Below are 18,450 nucleotides of genomic sequence, written 5' to 3'. Positions count from 1 at the left end.
TATAGCGGTTAATATTGCCAGCTTTTATAATAATTTTCATCCTCTATCCTGATAGCATCCTCGGTTAACATTAGTGGCCTGAACGGATCTATCATTACAGCCAGTTCGTCTGTTGATTCCTTACCTATCGATTTTTCGACAGAGCCAGGATGCGGCCCGTGCGGGATACCGCCCGGGTGCAAGGTGATCTGTCCTTTTACCACGCTTTTGCGGCTCATGAAATCGCCATCAACATAATACAACACCTCGTCGCTATCCACATTGCTGTGGTTGTACGGTGCAGGGATAGATAGCGGGTGATAGTCAAACTTGCGGGGCACAAAAGAACAAATCACAAAGTTGTTACCCTCAAAGGTTTGATGTACCGGCGGTGGTTGGTGCAACCTCCCGGTTATCGGCTCAAAATCATGAATGGATAAGGCCCATGGATAATGAAAGCCATCCCAGCCTACAAAATCAAACGGATGGGTGCCATAGATATAAGGATAAATGAGGCCTTGCTTTTTAATCAGAATTTTAAAATCGCCATGCTCATCATAAGTTTTCAGATCGGCAGGTCGCTTGATATCACGTTCACAATAAGGTGAATGTTCCATCAACTGCCCGTACTGGTTTCGGTAACGTTTTGGCGGACGAATAGGGCTGAAACTTTCTACAATGAAAAGCCTGTTTGCTGTACCGTCAAACTCCATTTGGTAAATAGTACCGCGCGGAATCACCAGGTAATCGCCATACTGAAACTTGATATTGCCAAAACCGGTTTTTAAGGTGCCGGTACCCTCATGAATAAATACTACCTCATCGGCCTGGCTGTTTTTGTAAAAATAGTCGGTCATGCTTTGGCGCGGTGCTGCCAGCGAAATATGCAGATCGCTGTTTACCAGTACCGGCTTGCGGCTTTGCAGGTAATCATCTTCGGGCTGTACATTAAAACCTATCAGGCTGGTATGCTTCAGGTGCTTTTCGCGCGCTATTTTAGGCTCCACGCTGTAGGGCTCGCCCAGGGTTTTTACAATGGTGGGCGGGTAAGCATGGTATACTAATGAATAAAGGCTCGAAAAGCCCTCGGTTGACACCAGTTCTTCGGCATATAAACTACCGTCGGGCTTACGAAATTGCGTATGCCGCTTAGGCGGAATTGATCCTAAACTATGATATACAGGCATGGAGTGGTTTAATTGGTTAACAATAAAACGTATAAAATGCTGATTTGTGTTCGGCTTAAAAGTCTGTAACGCATAGCCATAACCATTTAATAAATAATGGTTAAAAAAAATGAAGAAAACAGGGGGAGGAATTAGTATTGCGCCAGCACGATCTTAGCGAGCATAGCATCTCTGAACGATGAGGCATCGCTCATGGAGGTTAACCCCAATGAAAACAGAAAATGCATTTGTACCCGTAACATGATACTAAGTTAGCAGGATTATTTTTAGGATGCAAGTTTTGGTTGGAAGATGGTGAGTGGTTGATTGGGTTGATTAGGTGAGTGGTTGCTATTATTTTTTAACGCCGCCGCTCGGCTCCTGCCGAGTGGCAACTATTTCACGGCCTCTGGCCGCCGGCGTGATGTATACAGGCCAGAGGCTTGGGGATAACGGCCACTCGGCAGGAGCCGAGCGGCGGCGGAATATATATCCGCGTAAGAAACTAATCACCTAATCAACTACTCACCACTCTCCAATCAACTTAATCAACCATTCACCTCATAAACCATCAACCAAAATCATTAGCTTTGATTATACCAATTAAGCTACTCTATGAAATTAGTATCCTATAAAACTGAAGACCGCGAACATCTTGGTGTTTTTGTTAATGGCCACATCTATAATTTAAACTCCTGCGATAAGCTGATCCCCGACAATATGAATGAATTTTTATGGGGAGGGCCCGAACTGATGGAGCATGCCGCGCGGGTTAATGAAGATATTCGTTCGGGAAAGATAGAGGCTAAGGAAGAATTGTTTTTTGAGCTGATGGCGCCTGTACCTCATCCAACATCGTGCAGGGATGGTTACGCTTTCAGGCAGCACGTAGCCTCAGCAAGGCGCAACCGTAAATTGGATATGATACCGGAGTTTGATCAGTATCCTATTTTTTATTTCACCAACCATAATGCCATACAAGGCCCCGGCGAAATTGAGTGTATGCCCGATCATTTTCAAAAGCTGGACTTTGAACTGGAAGTAGCTATAGTATTGAATAAGAAAGGCCGTAACATTAGGGCTGCCGAGGCAGATAGCTTTATTGCGGGCTATATGATCATGAATGATATGAGCGCCCGTACCCTGCAAATGGAAGAAATGCTGCTGAACCTTGGCCCGGCAAAGGGTAAAGATTTTTCGACGGTTATTGGTCCGTGGTTGGTAACGCCAGATGAACTGGAGCAATACAAAGTGCCTGCAAAACCTGGGCATACGGGTAACGCTTATAACCTGGAGATGAAATGTGTGGTGAATGGCAAGCAAGTATCAGCAGGTAATATGGCCGATATGGACTGGACCTTCGCCGAAATCATTGAGCGCGCTGCCTATGGCTGCGATGTTTTGCCTGGCGATGTTATAGGTTCGGGCACAGTTGGTACAGGTTGCTTCCTTGAACTAAATGGCACCGGCGTACTTAATAATGCCGACTACGAACCACAATGGTTGCAACCCGGCGACCTGGTTGAAATGGAGATCACCGGCTTAGGCATGTTGGGCAATATTATTGAAAAGGCCGATAGTGATTTTTCGATATTGAAATTGAAGAAGTAAGAAATAAAAATTATGTCATTGCGAAGCGCGGCAACCGCATGCTATACAGAGCGGCTATGCCTCCGTGCGATTGCTTCGTCGTACCTCCTCGCAATGACATATGATATAATGATACATAGTAATGCCCACCATTAATATAGCCGATCTTTCGCCTGTTCAGCTTCAAAGCTACCTGCATTATGTAATAGCGCCACGACCGATATGCCTGGCCTCTACTGTTGATGAAGCAGGTAATGTAAACCTGAGCCCTTTCAGTTTTTTTAATTTTTTCAGTACCAATCCGCCGATATGTATTTTTTCGCCATCGCGTCGGGTGAGGGACAATACTACTAAACACACGCTCGAAAATGTAAAGGAAGTACCCGAATGTGTCATCAATATTGTTAACTATGATATGGTACAGCAAACCTCGCTTTCAAGTGTAGAATATCCGCTGGGGGTTAACGAGTTTATCAAATCGGGTTTAACACCGGTGCCATCACAATTGGTAAAACCACCACGGGTGGCCGAATCATATGTGCAACTGGAATGTGTAGTTAACGAGGTGATTGAATTAGGACAAAGCCATGGCGCCGGTAACCTTGTACTCGCCGAAATTAAACTGATCCACGTTAGTGACGCTGTTTTAGGCGAGGACGGAAAGATAGACCAGGCCAAAATGGACCTGGTGGCCCGTCTTGGCGGCGACTGGTATTGTCGCGTTACTAAAGACAACCTGTTTAAAGTAGCCAAACCAAACATCAGGATAGGCATTGGTGTTGATGCCTTGCCCTATGCCATCCGTAATTCAAGAATATTAACCGGTAACAATCTTGGGCAATTAGGCAACCTGGAAACCATACCTACCGACGAGGCTATTGAAGCCTTCGCGCTTACCCCGGAGATAAAAGAAGTACTCGACGCCACCATCGGCGATAGCCAAACCCGCGAATTGCAACTGCATTTGAAAGCCAAACAGCTTTTGGAATTGGAAAGGGTAGAGGAAGCTTTGATGGTGTTGTTGATGGAATAAACGATCAACTATTATTAACAACCATATATAAGCAAGCAATAATTACCGTCGCGATGCTTAAAATTACAGGAATTATTCTGCGGTAAAGCGTTTTATTTAGGTATAACACAATAATGACCAGAATTTGGATAGCCGCAAATATTATAGCCCATCTATCGTATTGTTTATCGGCCGAAACCCCTTCGCCGTATAAAAAGAATACCACAAATTGAGATACAATTTGCAACCCAATTAGCATTGCAAGGTTTAGCAGGAATACTCCAACGTCAATAAGTGATTTTTTCATTGGCTGATTAAGCGGGACGTTAAATATAGCTTAATCAATCATCAATAAGCATAATCCTTCCCCTTAAGGTGATAATCAACCGGTAGCTGTCTTTTTTCAAATAGTTCGTACGCTGGTTTCAATGAGCGCCAAAAGGCATCTTGTTTGTAAGCTGCGTAGCGCTTTAGATTAGCATCATCCATCCGGAAAGGAAAAATATCAACCCGGATTTGTTTTTGACCGGCTGTAAACGCTTCGTAAACCAGGGTATAAATTTCTTCTATGCGGGCATCAGTCATAGCGTAACAGCCAATCGAAGCACAATGTCCATGTACCATAATGGCACTTCCGGTATAGCCCTTGGCTTTATCAACCACGTTAGGGTATCCAACATTAATAGCCAAATAATAATTACTTGCCGGATTAAGCTGTTTAGGTTCAATTGTGTATAATCCCTCCGGACTTTTGCCGTCACCGTCGCGGGTTTTTGTACCCAGTCCACCGGAGTAGGTGCATACATCGTAAGTTTTAAATAGCTGGTATTTATTGGCCGATTTTACCCATACTTCAAGCACGCTAATGTCTTTGATAATACGGAGATATACTGAACCATAGGGAGCAAGACCTTTGTCTTTAAGCTCTTTCTGAAGCTTGGGCCAAACTTTAATACGTACATCGCTGGCACGTTTACTATCTGGAATTTCGGTTTTGTGAAGCGCTAATAATAGTATTAATAGCAGCAATGTGATCAGTTTAGGCATTGGTCAGGTTATTAACTATAATTGTAGTTAACGGAGTTGCCGGGAGGAAATTATGTGGGGCCGGAGATTTTTATGTTGTAGTTGAAACCTGCTATTCTTAACACGTCATTGCGAGGAACGAAGCAATCGCGAACGGTACAGAGCCGCTCTGTATAGCATGCGATTGCTTCGTGCCTCGCAATGACGTTGGGGATACTATTTATATCCCCAACACCTGCTTCAATTTCACATATCCTGTTTTACTTACCGGGATCTTGGCGCCGGATTTCAAGATGGCGAGGTGCGCGTCTTTTTCGTATGGATCGATACGGGTGATTTGCGGGATTGCTACCATGTATGAACGGTGTACGCGGACAAAATGATTAGGGTCAAGCGTTTGCTCAAAAAAGCTCATGGTTTTGTTTTTGAGGTATGAACCTTCTTTGGTGATCACGCTTACATAATCATCATCAGCTTGCAGGTATTCAACATCGGCAACAGGGATAATTTTCACCTTGGTGCCGGTTTTTACCACAATACGCTCATGCTGTGCCGGCGACTGGGTGGCTGCGGTTTCCAACAGTTCTTCCGTTTGCTTAGCTGCCGGTTTTGGAGCAGCAGTAGCCAGGAACTTTTCAACAGCTTTATTAAAGCGTTCTTTACTGAAAGGTTTTAACAAATAATCAACCGCGTGTGCTTCAAAAGCTTTTATGGCGTATTCATCAAAGGCGGTGGCAAATATTACGGCAGGGGGCTGCTCAACCAGTTCAAGCATTTCAAAGCCGGTAATTTTAGGCATCTGGATATCTAAAAAAACCAAATCGGGCTGGTGTTGCTGAATAGCTTTAAGACCTTCAAAGCCATCGTTACATTCCTGTATCAGTTCAATGTCTTTAAAATCAAGCAGGTATTCCCTTACAACCATGCGGGCTAAAGGTTCATCATCAATAATTAAAGCTCGCTTCATAGTTGCGGTATTTTTATAATGGTAGTGTACAGATCATCGCTCGCATGGGTTTCCATTAAATCATTGCGGGCATACAGCAAATATAATCGCCGTTGCACTCCCCGCAAACCAAAACCTGTACCTTTTTTTGGTTTTGATGTTTGTGGATCGTAGGGGTTCTGTACCATTAAATTCAGATAGCCATCCTCAATTTCGCCGCGAATGCTCACGGTGACTTCGCCTATGGTATCATAAAGGCCAAATTTAATGGCATTTTCAACCAAAGGCTGTAACAACATGGATGGTAATATGGCGGTTCCGCATTTTGGGTCGCAGCTTATTTCAGTTTGTAAACGGTGACCAAAGCGTACTTTTTCTATATCGAGGTATAAGTTGAGGTGCGCAAGCTCTTCAGTTAAGCTAACCTGTAACTGATCGTCTTTCTTGAGTGTTCCGCGTAAAAAGTCAGATAACTGGTGGATCATCCTGCGGGCCTCATCAGGCTTAAAGCCGATAAGCGCGTTAATAGAGTTTAAGCTGTTAAACAAAAAGTGTGGCTGTAACTGCTGCCTCAAATTATATAATTCGGCTTCGCGGGCCAGTTGCTCGGCCTCGGTTTTACGCTTTAGGGTTTCTTTCTGATCCAATTGTGAAAACCACAACAAACTGATCATCGCCATCCAGCCTATCGCCAAAAAGTCGGTAAAAAAGCGGATGGTCAACGACTGGGCCAGGAAACCGGTGTAGATCGTGTCGCTGTTAATTAACGGCAAAATGTAACGGCAGCCGGCTGTACAGATCCCTGCAAGCGCTACGCACCAAATAAACAGGTTAATGTAGCTGCCTTTACCTGGTTGGTAGTAGCGTAAGTTATTATTGATAAGCCAGCAGGCACATGAAAGGAATATTGCGCTAAGCAGGCCATCGGTAGCGGCAGTGAACCATAAAAAACCAAAACTATGGATGATGTAAGTTTGCAATGCAGCCCACGCTACACCGCATATTACAAATGCCGCGTATAGTTTTGATGATTGTATTGATGGGACTTCCAAAACGGGTTGCTTTCTGTGGTTTAAGGTTTAGTTTCTGACGCCCAATAAGGCCGATTTATGATGCGCCCAAGCAATGTACAAATCAGCGTCGGGCGTTTCATGTATGTTGTAGTACAACTCGGTGCCATCGGTAAGTTCGCCAAGCTGGTTAAGTTCGGCTACATCTATAAATTGCCATTTAACGGTTTGCTTTTCAATGTTCTTAAAGCTATCCTGGTTGGCGTGACCTATGCGGTTTGCTTTTTCATAAGCCACCAGTTCACTGTCAGCACTGATCAGCCTTAATTGCTCATCAAACTGCGCCTGATGATCGCCATCCCCGCTTATCACCCTGAAAACTAATTTTGCTACGTACCAGTTCATGTTATTTATGCTTTTCGTAATTAGCTGCCTTAATTAATAACTGCGGATATCTACTCCCGCAAAAATGGATACACCTTTAAGTACCAGCACCTTTTCGCTGCCTACGCTTGCGGTGCTCCTGATGCGTTTATCATCAACACTGGCAAAAACAGCCGCAAGGTCAGATACTACCTGCCAGTTTGATGGCACAATTATTTTAGTGCCGCCAAAGATTTGGGTAATGTCGATGATGATTCTGCCGTTGATATCTGCCTGGGTAAAATCAAGTTCGGCACCGCCAAATATGTTCACGATATCGCCTCCGCGGAATTGTTTGGAAAGAATAGTTTTGTTAACCCCGCCAAAAATAGATACAGTATCTATATAATCATCACCAGAGTATTTGGTGTTATACTGCTGCTGTTTCTGAGCGTACGGATCAACGGGAGGTACCGGATCGCCTTCGTCTTTTACAGTGTAGTCAACAGGTTCGGTCTTTTCAAATTGAAAGGGCTCTTTTTTATCCCAGTTTGTCCATTTTTCGCCTTTGAAATCGTTTTTCCACTGGTTTGGATCAAAATGTTTGTTGCGCCTTAATATTAACCACATGCCAAAGCCAATTACAGCCAAAGGGCCTACTATACGATCGGAGTTGTTGATGTTTTGGGTTATCAGGAATATGACACCTAAAGCTACCAGCATTACCCATGAAGCCTTTTTATAATTATGCTTGGCACCTACATATACGCCCCAGAAAATAAGCCACAATGGCCATAGGGAAAGATGATCGGGTATGAAAAAAAATCGGAATTGCTGAAGCAGCAATATGCCGCCTACAGCAAGTAAAATGATCCCGGCAACAGACTTGCCTTTGTTGGGATCTTTTGGATGTTCTATATCGTTGTTCATTGTATTATCTGCAAATTGAAATCATATCCAAAACTAAGGTAACATTATAGTTGAGTCAATCAAAAACTGGCGACGTATTTAAAGAAATCGGTAAAGAGGGATGTTTTGGCGGTGAAAAAGTTGTGTTTGATTTTTTAACATTCGGCAAAAATAAAAATTTGTATGTTGTGACGGTTTTTTATCCATAAATAACCACACTAAACTTATCATATAAAAATGGAACAGGAATTTAGCCCTTCAAGGGGCACTACGTTTGAAAAAGAATACAGCTTCAGCACCGGATGGAAAATATTCTTATATATCACCATAGTAGCCATGATAATAGGTGGCGCTTATCTCGCTTATACTTCTATCGCCGATAAAAGCTGGTGGCTTGTATTAATAGGGATTGGGCTGGTAACGTTAGGACTTTATCTTTATCTCGAATTTAAGGCAAGCAAAATAATTATCTCCAACAACAGCATAAAACGGACGGGCTATTTCAGTAGCAGGGAGTTGTTAATTAATGATATTAAGGGTTATGATACTGTTCAGGGTAAAAGGATAACGATACGCCCTGTTGATAAATCAAATAAAGCGATAGTTTTAAGTGACTACAGCTATTTCGCCGAATATGGTGAAATATTGCAATGGTTAACAGCAAATTGTAAAGACCTTGATGCCGAACAGGAACAAAAAGGTATAGAGGAGATACAAAATGACGAGAGCTACGGCTATAGTAGTGAAGAGCGATTGGCCGAATTGAAAAAATTAAAGCGGTTTTGCTCATACTTTAATTATGGAGGCATTGCTTTGTGTTTTTGGCTATTTATACATCCTGCACCTTACGATTATGCTGTTTTAATTGCCACAATATGGCCTCTTGTGGTAATGGTTGTTTTTTATTTAAAGCGCGATGTAGTTACACTTAACAATGCTGAGGATAAGAAACAGGCCGTGTACCCATCTTTAAGTATGGCGTTGATATTTCCACCACTTGCGCTTTTGGTGAGGGTGCTGGCTGATTTTAAATTGATGCATTTAACAGATATACTTTTGCCGGCGTTTACAGTGATAGTTGTATTGGGAGCTGCTTTTTTTGGGATAATAATGAGCTCGAAAGAAAAAGCACGTTCAAACAAAACAACCTGGCTCAGCGCAACGGTATTTGTATTATTATATGGTTTTACAGCCCCCGTTATAATCAATTGCAATTTTGATTATAGTAACCCAAAAGAATATAAAGTGCAGGTGCTTAGTCAAAGGATATCGACAGGCAAACACACATCGTACGATTTAACTTTAAGCAAATGGGGACAGAAAGAAAGTGAGGAAACAGAAGTTTCCAAATCACTTTACTACCAGGTTAAGGTTGGCGATACAGTTTATGTAAATTTAAAACCAGGCCTGTTTAAAATGCCGTGGTATTATGTTAGTCTGTAATTGCTAAATAAGATAAAACAAAAAGCCCGGGCTTTTTAAAAATGCCCCGGCTTTGATTTATATATGATGGATGATTGAGTTAAGCTTCGGTTTTGGGTTGTTCAAAATCAAAGTGTTGTTTGGCTTTTTCGTTCTTTTCCCAGAAATCCCTGTCGGTTTGTTTAGCCGGCCTGATGGCTATCCAGGTGCCAAGCAGCATCAATGCAATTGGCCAGGTTATGCGGTCGGCATCGTTAACGTTATCGTTTACCAGGAATATTACGCCTAACAGTATCATAAAGATCCATGATGGTTTCTTGAAGTCGTGTTTGGCACCCATGTAAGCGCCCCAGGCTATGAACCACATTGGCCAGCTAAAAAGCCAATCGGGAATAAGGAAGGCGTTAAGCTGATCTATCAGAAATAAACCACCGGCTGCCAGTAATATTATTCCTAACATGATTTTGCCATTTCTTTTGTTTTCGGTGTTTATTATATCGTTGTTCATCGCTTTAAGTTTTAATGTTACCCAAATCTACAGCAGTGCGGCAGGCGGGTCAATCAATACTTGGCGATGTAAGGGGAGATGTCGGTGAAGCAGGGGATAAAGGCGGTGAAAAAGAAGCGGAGCGGCAAGAAGTCAAGAAGCAAGAAACGAAGAATGGGATTCGTATTGATAAAATCGCATTGTCATTTCGAACGAACAGGTGGAGGGAAGTGTGATGGCGTGAGGAGAAATCTTATACGCCCTACTCTAAGGCTAAGGCGTGGGTGACAGTTATGCATTACGTATAAGATTTCTCTTTCGCCCCGATGCACAATCCCATCGCTGCTCTGTCGAAATGACAATGTTTTTAATCAAAAAGCCCTCCCTTTAGCGGAGGGCTGAATGGGCTTATTCCGGTTCCTGCTGGCTCAGGCAATGGAAACTGCCAAGGCCCCAGATAATGTCGGTGCTGTCAATGCCTACAACCTTACGGTCGGGGAAGCATTGGGTTAATATCTCAAGTGCTTTATCATCGTTTTTTGAACGGTAAGTAGGCACTATCACCGCCGAGTTGGCTATATAAAAATTAGCATATGAGGCCGGTAAACGGGTATCTTCATAAACTACAGCGTCGGGCATCGGTAACTCAACAATGTTTAGTTGTTTGCCGTTAAGCAGGCGCATGGTTTTCAGCGTTTCAAGGTTTTCCTGAAGGATGTGATAGTTCTCATCGTTTTTATCTTCCTCAACAACGGTAACTACGGTATCCTCGTTTACAAAGCGGGTGATATCGTCAATATGACCGTCGGTATCATCGCCTATAATACCATCACCTAACCAAAGGATCTGTTCTGCCCCGTAGTAGTTTTGCAGGTAGCTTTCAATCTGCTGCTGGTTAAGCTGCGGGTTGCGGTTTTTGTTAAGCAGGCAGGCAGTGGTAGTTAAAATAGTGCCTTTGCCATTAAAGTCGACAGAGCCGCCTTCCATCACAATGCCCGGGTTAAATACCGGTAAGCCAAAGTGGTTGCCTATTTTGGTTGGGATCACATCATCCAGGTCAAAAGGGGGGTATTTGCCGCCCCAGGCGTTATAGCCCCAGTCAACAATAGCTTTTTGCCTTGTAGTAGGGTTGATCAAAAAAGCCGGTCCGTGGTCGCGGCACCAGGCATCATTAGTCGGGAATTCAAAGATCTCTATTTTATTAAGGTCAACGCCGGCGTTTTGCAACTGGAAAATCACCGAGGCTTTCATGTCTTCGTTTGCTACGTTGATACGTACCAGTTCGCCTTGGGTAACTACTTTGATAAACTCAATGTAAGGCGCGTAAATGGTATCGATTTTGCCCGGCCACGAAGCCTCTTTATGAGGCCAGCTAAGCCAGGTGGCTGTATGTTTAGCCCACTCGGCGGGGAAAGAGAAGCCTTGCGAAGCGGGGGTGAGTATAGTTGATATTTGTTGGCTCATAATTTGGTTAATGCAAATGTAAGAAACTGTATGTCATTGCGAGCGTAGCGCGGCAATCGCATGTTATACAGAGCGGCCCTGTATAGCATGCGATTGCTTCGTCGTACCTCCTCGCAATGACATGTAGAAAAGGCTAATCCTCGTCAAGCAAGCGCTTGGTGATCGGATGATACGAATCGATCCTTCTGTCACGTAAAAACGGCCAGTGGCTTCTGTAGTAATCAGATTTATCCAGATCAAGTTCCTGTACTACTACTTCCTCATCATTGTGTGATGTTTGGTGGATGATTGCACCAAATGGATTTGCAAAGAATGAACCGCCCCAGAATTTTACGCCGGCTTCTTCGCCTACACGGTTTACGCTTACTACGTGTATGCCGTTAGCTACCGCGTGCGAACGCTGGATGGTTTGCCATGCATTGTATTGTTCTGTATTTGTGGCTTCGTCTTGTGTGGTAGCCCAGCCGATAGCGGTTGGGTAAAATAATATATCGGCACCCATTAAAGCGGTGATACGCGCTGCTTCAGGATACCATTGGTCCCAGCAAATCAATACGCCTACACGGGCAAATTTAGTATTGAATACTTTGTAACCCAGATCACCAGGGGTGAAGTAAAATTTTTCGTAAAAGCCCGGATCATCAGGGATATGCATTTTGCGATATTTGCCTAAATAGCTTCCGTCGGCATCAAGCACCGCGGTAGTGTTGTGATAAACGCCCTGAGCACGTTTTTCAAATAATGAAGCAATGATTACTACATTAAGCTCGGCAGCAACTTTTGAAAGCTCGTCTGTTGATGGGCCAGGAATAGCCTCGGCCAGCTTAAAATTGTCATAATCTTCTACATCGCAAAAATAAAGCGAGGTGAAAAGTTCCTGTAAACAAACTATTTGCGCGCCTTTAGCAGCAGCTTCCCTTACTTTAACAATCGCCTTTTCCAGGTTCTGCTGTTTATCAGCAGTACAGCTCATTTGTACTAAACCAACTTTTACTTTACTCATCTTCAAAAAATTTGCGCAAAAGTAACACTTTGTAACAAGGATTTCAGCCTTTTAATATTATGATTACACTGAGTTGAAAGTAGAATTACAATGGTATGAGATTGCCATTGCGGTTTTAAATTACAGCATGCCTTAAATAATAAGCTGATTTACTGCTTTTAATGTTTCTGAAAACAAAATGAAGAAAAATTGTTAATTGACTATCCTGTACATCCAAATAAAAAAATAACATAGCTTTGCAGCCGAATGACACAAACAGAAGACATCATTGACGAAGGTGCCGAACATAAAACCTGGAAAGGTAAGCTTTGGGGCGTTATAAAAGTAATTCTTATCATAGTAGTAACCGGCGGTTTGCTTTATTGGGTTTTCAGTAAAGTGCCTTTTGCCAAAATAAAATTTCGTTTAATTCATGCTAACCGTGCCTGGTTAGCCGCTGCTATAGCCTGTTATGTCGGTTCGATGTTTTTTTCATCATGGCGGTTATTAAGTTATTTTAAATCCATTGGTTTACGGTTAGACTGGCGTTTTAACCTTCGCCTGTATTTTCTTGGCTTGTGCTATAACGTGCTATTGCCCGGCGGTATCGGCGGCGATGGCTACAAAATTTACCTGCTGCACAAACGCTATCATTTGCCTACAAAAAAAGTATTCTGGGCTATCCTGTTTGACAGGCTTAGTGGCTTTTGGGCCATTGGTGCCATTGTAGTGGGTTTGGTTATATTAATACCGAGTTTTCCTTATCACCTGGGTTGGCCGCTTGGCATAGTGTCGGTTGGTTCGGTGATCTATTACTTTGTAGCCCGTAAGTTTTTTAAAGAATATACCCACAACTTTGTGCAGGCGCATTTAAAAGCCATAGGTGTACAAAGCATGCAATTGCTTACCATTGTTTGTTTACTGCTTGCGCAGGATTTCAACGGTAAATTTGCTCCGTATTTACTGTCGTTTCTTTTCTCATCCTTAGCGGCAATTATTCCGTTTAGTTTAGGCGGTGGTGGTATCCGCGACGCGTTGTTCCTTACCTTAGCCCGTCAGTTTAATTTAGCCGAAGACATGGCTGTTTACCTGAGTTTCGGGTTTTATCTCATCTCTATTATTGTGGCTTTATTAGGCGTGTATTACGTGCTTGTTCCTAAGCGTTTGGATGGCAATCTTAAAAAAGGCGAAGAACCAAAAATGGAAAATCACCCAATAGAAGAATAATATTCTGTTTAAAATTTAATTTCGTAATAATAAACTGAAACTTGTTTTCATGGCAAGCATCTGCTAAACTTGGCGTTATATTATAAATCGTCAAGTTTAGCAATGAGCCATTTTAATGATTTTAATAATCCGCAGGTTGCGGCATTGCCCGGTCATTTAAAACAATTTATAGTCGACCAGCACTACGAGCATTATACACCTATTGACCATGCGGTGTGGCGTTACGTTATGCGTCAGAATTATAGCTATCTGAAAGATGTAGCTTACTATCCGTACATACCCGGCCTGCAGAAAGCGGGATTGACCATTGAGCATATCCCCAATTTACAGGAGATGAATGATGCCCTCGGCAAAATTGGCTGGGGAGCGGTTACTGTTGATGGTTTTATTCCGCCGGCTGCATTTATGGAGTACCAGGCTTACAGGGTGTTGGTTATCGCGGCAGATATTCGTCAGTTAAAACATATCGAATATACACCTGCACCTGACATTATCCATGAATCGGCAGGACATGCGCCTATTATTGCCGATAAGGACTATCACGAATATCTGAGTTATTTTGGATCGATAGGGGCGAAAGCCATGTTTTCGGCACAGGACTTCGAGTTGTACGAAGCTATCAGGGCTTTATCGATATTAAAAGAAATGCCCGATGCCGATGAACAGGAGATCATCAAGGCCGAAGCGCTTGTAACCTATTGCCAGGAAAACATAGGCGAGCCTTCGGAAATGGCCTTATTGAGCCGTTTACATTGGTGGACGGTAGAGTACGGCCTGATCGGAACACTGGAGCAGCCAAAGATCTATGGGGCAGGCTTGCTTTCATCCATCGGTGAAAGCTCCACCTGTATGAATAAGAATGTTGAAAAGTTGTGGTATACTATTGATGCTGTTAAGTATTCATATGATATTACTAAGCCACAACCTCAGCTTTTTGTAACCCCCGATTTTCAGAACCTGATCAATGTACTGGAAGAGTTTGCCGATACCATGTCATTCAGAAAGGGTGGGGCTTACGGTTTAAATAAAGCTGTAGAGAGCAAAAATACCTGTACCGCGGTTTACAGCTCGGGCTTGCAGGTTTCCGGTACCATTACCGATTTTAAAACAAGTGCCGGTGGGAAACCTTATTTTATCAAAACAACCGGCCCTACTGCTTTGGCATTTAATAACAAACAGTTAAAAGGCCAAGGAAAAGACTATCATAAAGATGGTTTCAGTTCGCCGGTTGGTAAACTGAAGAATAGCCCTGACCTTGCTTTAGAGAATTTTTCGGAAGAAGATTTAAAAGCAGCCGGCATAGTAAATGGTAACAGAACAGAATTACTTTTTGAAAGTGGCATAACGGTAAGTGGCGTTGTGAAAAATGTGCTTTCTGTGGATGGTAGAATTTGCTTGGTCACTTTTAACGATGTAACCGTTACTGATAATAAGGGAACGATATTGTTTGATCCGGCATGGGGTGTTTATGATATGGCTGTTGGTGAAGAAATTGTTTCAGTATTTTGCGGCGCGGCCGATAGGGAGGCTTACGAAACCATTGTTTATAAATCAAAAACAGAAACCCACCATGCTGTGCACGACCATAAGACCAAAGAACTGCACCGGCTTTACCAGCAGGTGCGTGATTGCCGCATTAACCATGGCGACTACGGATTTTTAGGCAACGTTTGGCAGCAATTGCAAAAAGACCATCATGACGACTGGCTTTGCGCCCTCGAGATCCTTGAAATACTGGATCATGAAAAAGCAGAGCCCGTATTAGCCACCGAGATCAAACATTTTCTGGAGCAAAAAGGAAGTAGCGAGCCTGAATACGGCAAACTCATCAGCGATGGTTTTTACCTGATCAAGCACCCGGTTGAGCAAAAATTGGTAGTTTAGCGTTGATTTACCATCTTAGGGGTATTAAATCAAACGTCATTGCGAGGTACGAAGCAATGACGTTTGGAAATAAAATTAATAACAAACAATTATTCCCCCTTTAGGGGGTAGGGGGCATATGAACATTATAATAACCGGCGCCAGTAGTGGCGTGGGCTTTGAAGCCGTAATTGAACTGATACTATCGGGCAGCCATAAAGTAATTGCTTTGGCCCGCTCACAGGATAAACTGGAACGTTTGCTGGAAATAGCTCATGGCTTAAATCCCGATTGCCAGTTGTTTGCCCTGAAATTTGATATTGTGCATGACGATTACGAAGGCTTGCAGCATTTCATAGCATCACATTTTGATAACCGGGTTGATATTTTGATCAACAACGCCGGGGTGCTTATCAATAAGCCATTTGCCCAATTGCTTGAGTCGGACTTTGTAGAGATGCTGCAAAGCAACTTTATTGGTCATGTAAGGGCGATTCAGTCACTGTTGCCTTTAATGCCTGCAGGCGCACATATCCTTAATATCGGCAGTATGGGTGGTTTCCAGGGGAGTGCTAAATTTCCGGGCCTTGCGGCTTACTCAGCAAGTAAATCAGCTTTACATACACTAACAGAATGTTTGGCGCAGGAGCTAACAGAACAGGGGGTTAAAGTAAACTGTTTGGCTTTAGGATCGGCACAAACCGAGATGCTGGAACAGGCCTTTCCAGGGTATGAATCGCCGGTGATGGCTTTTGAAATGGGAAAATATATTGCCGACTTCGCATTAACCGGTAGTAAATTTTTTAACGGAAAAATAATACCTGTAGCAGCAACTACTCCATGAATATTGAATAATATTGCAAACATTTTTATAACTTAGTTATTATAAATATGTTATGCTTTTAGCTAATGGACACCAGGTTTACATCACTTTTTACTCATTCGAAAGACATTTTTTTTGTCATGGATATGAATGGTGTGATCCTTCATACCAATTACGCGTTTCGAAATACATTTAACTATACCGATCAGGATTTAGCAGGTTTAAATATCGCATCTATTTGTCACCCTGCCGATAAGGAACGCCAGGCCGAATCTCAGGCCAGCCTCCTGCTTCATAAAAAGCTGGTAGGTTATCAAAGCCGGGTAAAGGCCAAAGACGGGTGTTATTTCAGCATTATCTGGTCGGTAATATTAAATGAGGATGATAACCTCATTTATTCAAGCGGTAATACCCTTGCCGGTATGGTGGGGCAGCCGGAAAATGATATAGTTCAGCATACCATTCAGGGCCTTAACGAAGGTTTTGCCGTATTAGACTCGTTCTGGAACATTACTGCGTTTAATCCAGCCTTTCACGCCATGACCAACTTAAGTGTTGAAGAGGTGAAAGAGGCTAATTTTATGCAGATAGAAAACCTGGGCTTGAGTGAACGCGTTGCTAACGAGTTCCAGTTATCGTTAACCGAGAGACGATCTATACAAGTGCAATATCTCAATACCAAATCCAATGGCTGGTTACGCATCAACGTTTATCCTTATAAAAACCAGTTAGCCATTTTTATCCGCGATATCACGGAGATCAAGATGCAGGAATGGGTTTTGGAGCTTGAAAAAGCAGTGCTGGAGTTAAATGCTACTGCGCAATATACACTTGGGCAAACTACGCGTGAATTATTGCGGGGTATTGAGCGGATTTTTCCGGATATGGTATGCTCGGTACTGGAAGTTGATGAGCAACAGGAAAAAATGCATGTACTGGCAGCTCCGCGCTTGTCACAGGCTTATTGCGATTTGCTCGAAGGGCTGCCTGTGGGCCCGGATATCGGCTCATGTGGCAGGGCGGTGTACCATCGGGAACAGGTAATTGTAAGCGACATAGAAAACAACCCGCTTTGGGATAATTATGCACATATGGTAAGGCCTTACGGTTTAAAAGCCTGCTGGTCTACCCCGGTAATGAGCTCAAAAGGATCAAAAGTTTTGGCCGTGTTTGGCATCTATTATCATGAAACACGTGAGCCAAGCAATGATGAGCAAAGCATCATAGAGCGTACAGTTAACATCCTCAGGGTGTTAATAGAAAGCAAAAAAACGGAAGACAATATCCGTGAACAGAATAACCGGCTGCAAACTATCGCCAATATCAGCTCACACGAATTACGTAAGCCGGTAGCCACTATTTTAGGTTTGGTTAATTTATTTGATAACGATGACCTGCAAAATCCGCTCAATAAAGAGATCATCGAACACATTGATACAACATCACAACAACTTGATGGGGTTATCCATTCTATTGTGGAAAGAACGGCCTTTATCAAAGCTTTTGGGGCTGATGCATAGGCTTTTTATCATAAGTGTTTTTCTATTGTTGAGCAATATCTCATATGCCCAGGTTACCTCATTCACTATTGACAGCAGTAAATTAAACAAGCCTTTAATGACTATTTTGGATACCATTTTCCAATCAGATCAATCGGTGAGAATAAAATATCTGCAGGCAAAAAGGGATAATGCGCAAGTCAATATTGTTGATAGCCTGCAAAAGATTATGCGTAATACGGATAGCCAAAATTTGATCAGGGTAAACACGATATTAACAAAATATGGTTGGTTAGGTCCGCAAAAGGTGGGCATTACAGGCAGCCAGGCCCTGTTCCTGGTAATTCAACATGCCGATTTGCAAACACAGCAAAACTATCTGCCGATGATCCGGACAGCAGAGAAAAACGGTGAGATCCTGTCAAGCAACCTGGCTATCCTTGAAGACAGGATCAACATGCGGACCGGCAAAAAGCAAGTTTACGGGAGCCAGGGATTTACCGACAAACAAACCGGCAAAACATATATTTATCCTGTTGCCGACGTTGACCATCTGGATGAGCGACGCAAAGTCATGGGCATGCAGCCAATGAAAGATTACGCTAAAAACTGGGATGCTGAGGAATATAAAAGGCAACTGCCGGAGATAGAGAAGATAGTTCATGAGCAGGAAGTTAAATAG

The 18,450-nt window shown here is 43.0% G+C and carries 18 protein-coding genes; 8 read left to right on the top strand and 10 right to left on the bottom strand.

Annotation, left to right across the window (positions count from 1 at the left end; translation table 11 throughout):
- Positions 1-8: 8 nt before the first annotated feature.
- Positions 9-1,166, bottom strand: a complete 1,158-nt coding sequence (locus EAH55_RS21195) for a homogentisate 1,2-dioxygenase (RefSeq protein ID WP_114938901.1) — start codon at positions 1,164-1,166, stop codon at positions 9-11.
- Positions 1,167-1,760: 594 nt separating this feature from the next.
- Between EAH55_RS21195 and EAH55_RS21190 the strand changes: the two genes are divergently transcribed.
- The gene (locus EAH55_RS21190) at positions 1,761-2,756 is read left to right on the top strand and encodes a fumarylacetoacetate hydrolase family protein (protein WP_121811431.1); all 996 of its coding nucleotides are present in this window, start codon (positions 1,761-1,763) and stop codon (positions 2,754-2,756) included.
- Positions 2,757-2,877: 121 nt separating this feature from the next.
- Entirely contained in the window at positions 2,878-3,768 is an 891-nt protein-coding gene (locus EAH55_RS21185; RefSeq protein ID WP_121811430.1) for a flavin reductase family protein, read from the top strand.
- A gap of 4 nt (positions 3,769-3,772) precedes the next feature.
- Here the strand turns inward: EAH55_RS21185 and EAH55_RS21180 are convergent, their stop codons facing one another.
- From EAH55_RS21180 to EAH55_RS21155, 6 genes are all read right to left on the bottom strand, one after another.
- Positions 3,773-4,054 carry a hypothetical protein gene (locus EAH55_RS21180; protein WP_121811429.1) on the bottom strand — a complete coding sequence of 94 codons (282 nt, stop codon included), beginning with the start codon at positions 4,052-4,054 and terminating at the stop codon, positions 3,773-3,775.
- 41 nt (positions 4,055-4,095) lie between these two features.
- Positions 4,096-4,794 (bottom strand): L,D-transpeptidase family protein, encoded by a 699-nt coding sequence (locus EAH55_RS21175; protein WP_121811428.1) that lies wholly within the window; start codon positions 4,792-4,794, stop codon positions 4,096-4,098.
- A 199-nt stretch (positions 4,795-4,993) separates the two neighbouring features.
- Positions 4,994-5,740 (bottom strand): LytR/AlgR family response regulator transcription factor, encoded by a 747-nt coding sequence (locus EAH55_RS21170; protein ID WP_112575973.1) that lies wholly within the window; start codon positions 5,738-5,740, stop codon positions 4,994-4,996.
- Positions 5,737-6,771, bottom strand: a complete 1,035-nt coding sequence (locus EAH55_RS21165) for a sensor histidine kinase (RefSeq protein ID WP_223818127.1) — start codon at positions 6,769-6,771, stop codon at positions 5,737-5,739. Before EAH55_RS21165 ends, EAH55_RS21170 begins: the two co-directional genes overlap by 4 nt.
- A 27-nt stretch (positions 6,772-6,798) precedes the next feature.
- Positions 6,799-7,134, bottom strand: coding sequence for a DUF4288 domain-containing protein (locus EAH55_RS21160; RefSeq protein WP_121811427.1), 336 nt, complete (start codon positions 7,132-7,134; stop codon positions 6,799-6,801).
- A 33-nt stretch (positions 7,135-7,167) separates the two neighbouring features.
- Entirely contained in the window at positions 7,168-8,022 is an 855-nt protein-coding gene (locus EAH55_RS21155; protein WP_121811426.1) for a LiaF transmembrane domain-containing protein, read from the bottom strand.
- Between the two features lie 216 nt (positions 8,023-8,238).
- On the opposite strand from EAH55_RS21155, the gene EAH55_RS21150 reads away from it, so the two are divergent.
- Positions 8,239-9,444, top strand: coding sequence for a hypothetical protein (locus tag EAH55_RS21150; protein ID WP_121811425.1), 1,206 nt, complete (start codon positions 8,239-8,241; stop codon positions 9,442-9,444).
- Positions 9,445-9,523: 79 nt separating this feature from the next.
- Here EAH55_RS21150 and EAH55_RS21145 read toward each other — a convergent pair whose 3' ends face one another.
- The 3 genes from EAH55_RS21145 to EAH55_RS21130 form a co-directional block, all read right to left on the bottom strand.
- The gene (locus tag EAH55_RS21145; protein WP_112575976.1) at positions 9,524-9,931 is read right to left on the bottom strand and encodes a LiaF transmembrane domain-containing protein; all 408 of its coding nucleotides are present in this window, start codon (positions 9,929-9,931) and stop codon (positions 9,524-9,526) included.
- Between the two features lie 387 nt (positions 9,932-10,318).
- The gene (locus EAH55_RS21135; protein ID WP_121811423.1) at positions 10,319-11,374 is read right to left on the bottom strand and encodes an agmatine deiminase family protein; all 1,056 of its coding nucleotides are present in this window, start codon (positions 11,372-11,374) and stop codon (positions 10,319-10,321) included.
- Positions 11,375-11,507: 133 nt separating this feature from the next.
- Positions 11,508-12,377, bottom strand: a complete 870-nt coding sequence (locus EAH55_RS21130) for a carbon-nitrogen hydrolase (protein WP_121811422.1) — start codon at positions 12,375-12,377, stop codon at positions 11,508-11,510.
- A gap of 246 nt (positions 12,378-12,623) precedes the next feature.
- Here EAH55_RS21130 and EAH55_RS21125 point away from each other — a divergent pair, with 246 nt between their 5' ends.
- The 5 genes from EAH55_RS21125 to EAH55_RS21105 all read left to right on the top strand — a co-directional run bounded on the left by EAH55_RS21125 (position 12,624) and on the right by EAH55_RS21105 (position 18,450).
- The gene (locus EAH55_RS21125) at positions 12,624-13,583 is read left to right on the top strand and encodes a lysylphosphatidylglycerol synthase transmembrane domain-containing protein (RefSeq protein WP_121811421.1); all 960 of its coding nucleotides are present in this window, start codon (positions 12,624-12,626) and stop codon (positions 13,581-13,583) included.
- Between the two features lie 102 nt (positions 13,584-13,685).
- Complete coding sequence (locus EAH55_RS21120) at positions 13,686-15,467, top strand: aromatic amino acid hydroxylase (RefSeq protein WP_121811420.1); 1,782 nt, start codon at positions 13,686-13,688, stop codon at positions 15,465-15,467.
- Between the two features lie 118 nt (positions 15,468-15,585).
- Positions 15,586-16,290 (top strand): SDR family NAD(P)-dependent oxidoreductase, encoded by a 705-nt coding sequence (locus EAH55_RS21115; RefSeq protein WP_121811419.1) that lies wholly within the window; start codon positions 15,586-15,588, stop codon positions 16,288-16,290.
- 65 nt (positions 16,291-16,355) lie between these two features.
- On the top strand, positions 16,356-17,789 hold the full coding sequence (locus tag EAH55_RS21110; RefSeq protein WP_121811418.1) for a PAS domain S-box protein: 1,434 nt from the start codon (positions 16,356-16,358) through the stop codon (positions 17,787-17,789).
- Positions 17,782-18,450, top strand: coding sequence for a DUF6624 domain-containing protein (locus tag EAH55_RS21105; protein ID WP_121811417.1), 669 nt, complete (start codon positions 17,782-17,784; stop codon positions 18,448-18,450). The genes EAH55_RS21110 and EAH55_RS21105 overlap by 8 nt, the downstream gene beginning before the upstream one ends.

Origin of the sequence: Mucilaginibacter kameinonensis (assembly GCF_003675385.1) — a bacterium.
GTDB lineage: Bacteria > Bacteroidota > Bacteroidia > Sphingobacteriales > Sphingobacteriaceae > Mucilaginibacter > Mucilaginibacter kameinonensis.
This window is presented reverse-complemented; position numbering and strand designations above follow the sequence as displayed.